Annotated in this window: 2 protein-coding genes and 3 pseudogenes; 2 read left to right on the top strand and 3 right to left on the bottom strand. The window is 58.8% G+C overall.

The features are described from left to right. Window positions 1–406: 406 nt before the first annotated feature. Together BMI01S_RS36270 and BMI01S_RS36265 are read left to right on the top strand one after the other, a co-directional pair. Window positions 407–978: pseudogene (locus tag BMI01S_RS36270) on the top strand (transposase); the annotation flags it as partial. Window positions 979–1,547: 569 nt separating this feature from the next. Next, entirely contained in the window at window positions 1,548–2,438 is an 891-nt protein-coding gene (locus BMI01S_RS36265; RefSeq protein WP_028233009.1) for an amino acid ABC transporter substrate-binding protein, read from the top strand. 428 nt (window positions 2,439–2,866) lie between these two features. On the opposite strand, the pseudogene BMI01S_RS44500 reads toward BMI01S_RS36265, so the two are convergent. The 3 genes and pseudogenes from BMI01S_RS44500 to BMI01S_RS44370 all read right to left on the bottom strand — a co-directional run. Beyond that, window positions 2,867–3,502: pseudogene (locus BMI01S_RS44500) on the bottom strand (Tn3 family transposase); the annotation flags it as partial. A 1-nt stretch (window position 3,503) separates the two neighbouring features. Beyond that, a pseudogene (locus BMI01S_RS36255) lies at window positions 3,504–3,716 on the bottom strand (IS6 family transposase); the annotation flags it as partial. Continuing rightward, window positions 3,701–3,917 (bottom strand): hypothetical protein (locus tag BMI01S_RS44370; RefSeq protein ID WP_042292910.1); only part of this gene is annotated, 217 nt, incomplete at its 5' end. The gene BMI01S_RS44370 and the pseudogene BMI01S_RS36255, both read right to left, overlap by 16 nt.

Here is a 3,917-nt window from a genome sequence, read left to right as displayed (position 1 = left end):
GCCAAGCTCGCGGAATATTGCGAGACGGCAGGCAAACCGCAAGGGGCGCTGTTGGTGGAGCGGGTAAGAGAACGCGGAGAAAGCGAACGGCGGGCTGTAATGGTTCGCATAGGGGTTCAGACTTTGCCCTGACCCGAAAGGGGGCAAACTTCCGCGAGGTGTGGCTGTCGTGAGCCAGTATTTGAGGTCCGCCGTAGGGAAGCTTGGAAGAGACTGCCTCGTTGCAGTTCAGCGCCCTCGTCTCAGCGATGAGATGGGCCAACAATATGACGTTAGCGAAGGACTTGTGCTGTTTGACAGGGCCGGCATCGAATGACGGTGCTTTAGCCATGCGCGAGCCCATTGCGGTGAAAGTCGCTTGATGGGTTCTTTGGGGAGGGGGCGGCAGGAATGCCGTCTCCTTACCCGCTCGGCTAGCGAATTGCGGTACATGGGCCATACGCTGACCGATAAGCGGCACGGCCTGGTGGTTAACGCACGCGTGACACACGCTGACGGGCATGCCGAGCGTGAAGCGGCCAAGACCATGATCAACGATGCGCGGCAAGCGGCAGACGATGCGAGCGTAGAAATCACCCTGGGCGCGGATAAGGGTTACGATGCCCAGGAATTCATTGAGGCGTGCCAGCAGATGAAGGTCACACCGCACGTTGCGCAAAACACCTCCGGGCGGCGATCGGCGGTACCCGATACGATTGCCTCAAGCGTGGGCTACGCCATTTCGCAGCAAAAGCGCAAGTTGATCGAACAAGGTTTCGGCTGGGCCAAGACCGTGGGCGCATGCGCCAGGTGATGGTGCGCGGGTTGAAGAAAGTGGACCAGATGTTCGTGTTGAACATGGCAGCCTACAACCTTGTGCGCACGCGATCGCTGGCACAACTTCCGACTCCAAGACCTTCAACCAGAACCACACCGAGTTTGAATACTGGTTCGAGAAGTAGCCACAAGGCTGCTTCGAGTCTGCGAACGCCTTGGTGAATCCGATGTCCGCTCCAAGTTTGAGCAGCCGCACATCATTCTGCGGGTGCTAACGCTTGATGATAGTTCCGGCACAAATCCGACTATGCACAATTGGACGTCGCACGATCACCCGTGGGTTTGCGAAAGCCGTCTGATTTCGCGATGCCGTGAATAGCCGACAGCAAACGACGCACAATCAGCCATGATGCGCCATTCGCCTGCGCGTGCTGGCTCAGCCGTTCAGACGTCGGTTCCGCTCAGCCGCCGTTCGTTGGGTGGCGGCGATCAAACGATGCGTCACCAGGCGTTTGCGGTCGTTCGCAGGATTCCATGCCACCGGGTGGCGCAGCTCTGTTTTCCGAAAGCAGGATGGGTAGGCCAGGCTCTGATTGCGAGTAGATTTTCAACAGGAGCGAAGCCATTGACCTGAATCAATCAGATGCCGCCAACAGACCTTATGGTGGGTTACGAGCGGAATCGACTGCTGCTCGATGGGGCGCGGAGCACGTTCGGCCCGCCTACCGCGCCGCTACGATTCGTATGAAGAACGTACCGCTGAGCGCTCATATCGCGACCCGGGAGGCATCATGATCCATCGACCCCTTGCGGTGCTCGCCGCAGCGTTTGTCGGCCATGCCGCATTGACGGCCGCTCAAGCGCAGACGTTGGACAAGATTGCGCGAACCAATCAGATCATCGTTTCGTATCGGGAATCCGCAGTGCCCTTCAGTTATCTGCTGACGCCGCATAAGGCGGTTGGATTTTCGGTGGACGTGACAGAAGCAATTGTCGATGATGTCCGAAAGGCACTCCGAAAACCGGACCTGCGCACCGTCTACATGCCTGTTACCGGGCAAAACCGGATTCCGTTGCTCGTCAACGGCGCCGTTGATCTGGAGTGCGGCTCGACGACAAATACATCGACGCGCGGCAAGGACGTCACATTTTCGATCAACTACTTCTACGCCGGCACGCGACTAATGGCCAAACGTGAATCACACATCGGTGATTACGCCGATCTCGCACACAAGGTCGTCGCGACCGTCGGAGGCAGCACCAATGAGAAGGCCTTGCGCCACCAACTCGACGCGCAGCACGTCGATGCGGACGTGGTGCTGACAAAGGATTACGCCGAAGCTCTGAAGGAAGTTGCGGACGACAGAGCGGCGGCGCTCGCACTCGACGACGTTCTGCTTTATGGGCTACGTGCGAACGCACGCGATCCGGATACGTGGGAAGTCGTCGGCGACGCGCTGCAGATCGAACCGTACGCGTGTATGGTGCGAAAGGATGATCCGGCGTTCAAACGGCTCGTCGACGGAACGCTGACCCGGCTGATGAAGAGCGGCGAGTTCGCGCGCCTGTACGCAAGGTGGTTCGAATCGCCGATCCCACCGCGCGGCGCAACCCTCAAAATGCCTATGAGCGCTGCGCTGAAGGCAAACCTGATCGCACGCAGCGATCGCCCCGCACAATGACAGATCGCGCGCGTCTTCACTTCGCGCAGAACAGCCGCGGCTGATCGTGCTGCTGTTCGCCAATGACCTCGTTACGATGAGCATCGCAGCCGACCGCGTTCGACCAGCGGTGCGTAAATGACGCTCGCACGTCATCAACCTGACGCCGACGCACGTCGGCCGGCCCTTAACTCTATGATTCGATGACCGTTGTCACCAAATGACCGGTCACCGAGAAGCTGACACGACGACTGACTGAAACGGGTCGAGTTGGGACGATCAGCCATGCACCGACGCGGGCGTGCTCGACTCTGTCGACGTTGCGCTGCAACGCTCGATGAGGGCGTCAACGACGCAAACACGGACACAACGTTTTTCATATCTATCAATGGCCTAGGCCATCTTTGGCGAAAATTTCACGAATCCCGGCCGACCCTCAACAGGATCACTTCGACCTCGCGCATCGCGTCATTGGCCGCCTTCAGAATCCAGCGGCGCAGCATCGATAGCAGCTGATCGGTTGCGGAGCACAGCGCGTAACGCATGAAGCAGGCGGCTTCCAGCTTGCGCGATCGTTGCTCCACGCGCTTACCCGTCGAAGGCGGCCGACGCGCGCAGCGCCGCGCATAGTGCCGCACAGTAGCCTCGTTGCAAACTGTTGGCCAGCCCTGATGAACGCCGACCACATAGAGGCGGTCGATCTTTGTGAACACGTCACTCATCTGATGCGTAGACTGCCGCAGCGGTACGGACCACAACCATTGCTGCAAGCTTCCATGGTCACTGTCGGGCTGAACCAACAGCCGACTCCAGTGATCCAGCGTCGTGTCGCCGAACGCACAAACCAGTCCGTTCGATAAATACTCCTAAACATCTCGCCCTGCCCTTACGATGAACCGACTGAGCAGTCGATCGTGGACGATCAGAATGCGATGCTCGTAGAGCCAGCGTTTCAATTCGTAAAGCAAGTCACCGCGGTCGGGCCGACCTGTCAGGCGTTCTTTCAACCAGCGCACGACATACCGGCGCTGGTGCTCGGCCATCGGCCGGAATCCAAGCGCCTGATATGCGAGAACCTGATGATCAATATTTCCACTGCCCTTTGACCTTGATGTAGGTCTCGTCCATGCGCCAGCTCTTACCGACCGGGCGCTTGGGACAGCGGAACGCTTTCTCCAGTACCGGCAACAGCTTCATGGCCCAGCGGTGCACGGTCGAATGATCGACCAAAATTCCGCGTTCGGCCATCATCTGTTCAAGATGGCGCAGACTCAACGGATACGCTACGTACCATCGCACGCCTTATCGCGACAAAACCCGGCCAGCCTTTCCTCCGTGCCCGCCACCGGTGTATCGAATAGACTGCGTCCGAGAGGCATGCGTGAATCACGCCTAGCCTCATCCACGATGTCGATGACCCCACAAACCTCTTGCGCGTTCACCGCCCGGCTCAATGCGGCTTCAATTTTTGTCCGCGCGAGCCGGTTGGCTTCGCTTAGC

The organism is Paraburkholderia mimosarum LMG 23256 = NBRC 106338 (genome assembly GCF_000739815.1).
GTDB classification, from domain to species: domain Bacteria; phylum Pseudomonadota; class Gammaproteobacteria; order Burkholderiales; family Burkholderiaceae; genus Paraburkholderia; species Paraburkholderia mimosarum.
The sequence above is the reverse complement of the archived record's forward strand: the minus strand, read 5'-3'. Positions and strand labels throughout refer to the sequence as shown.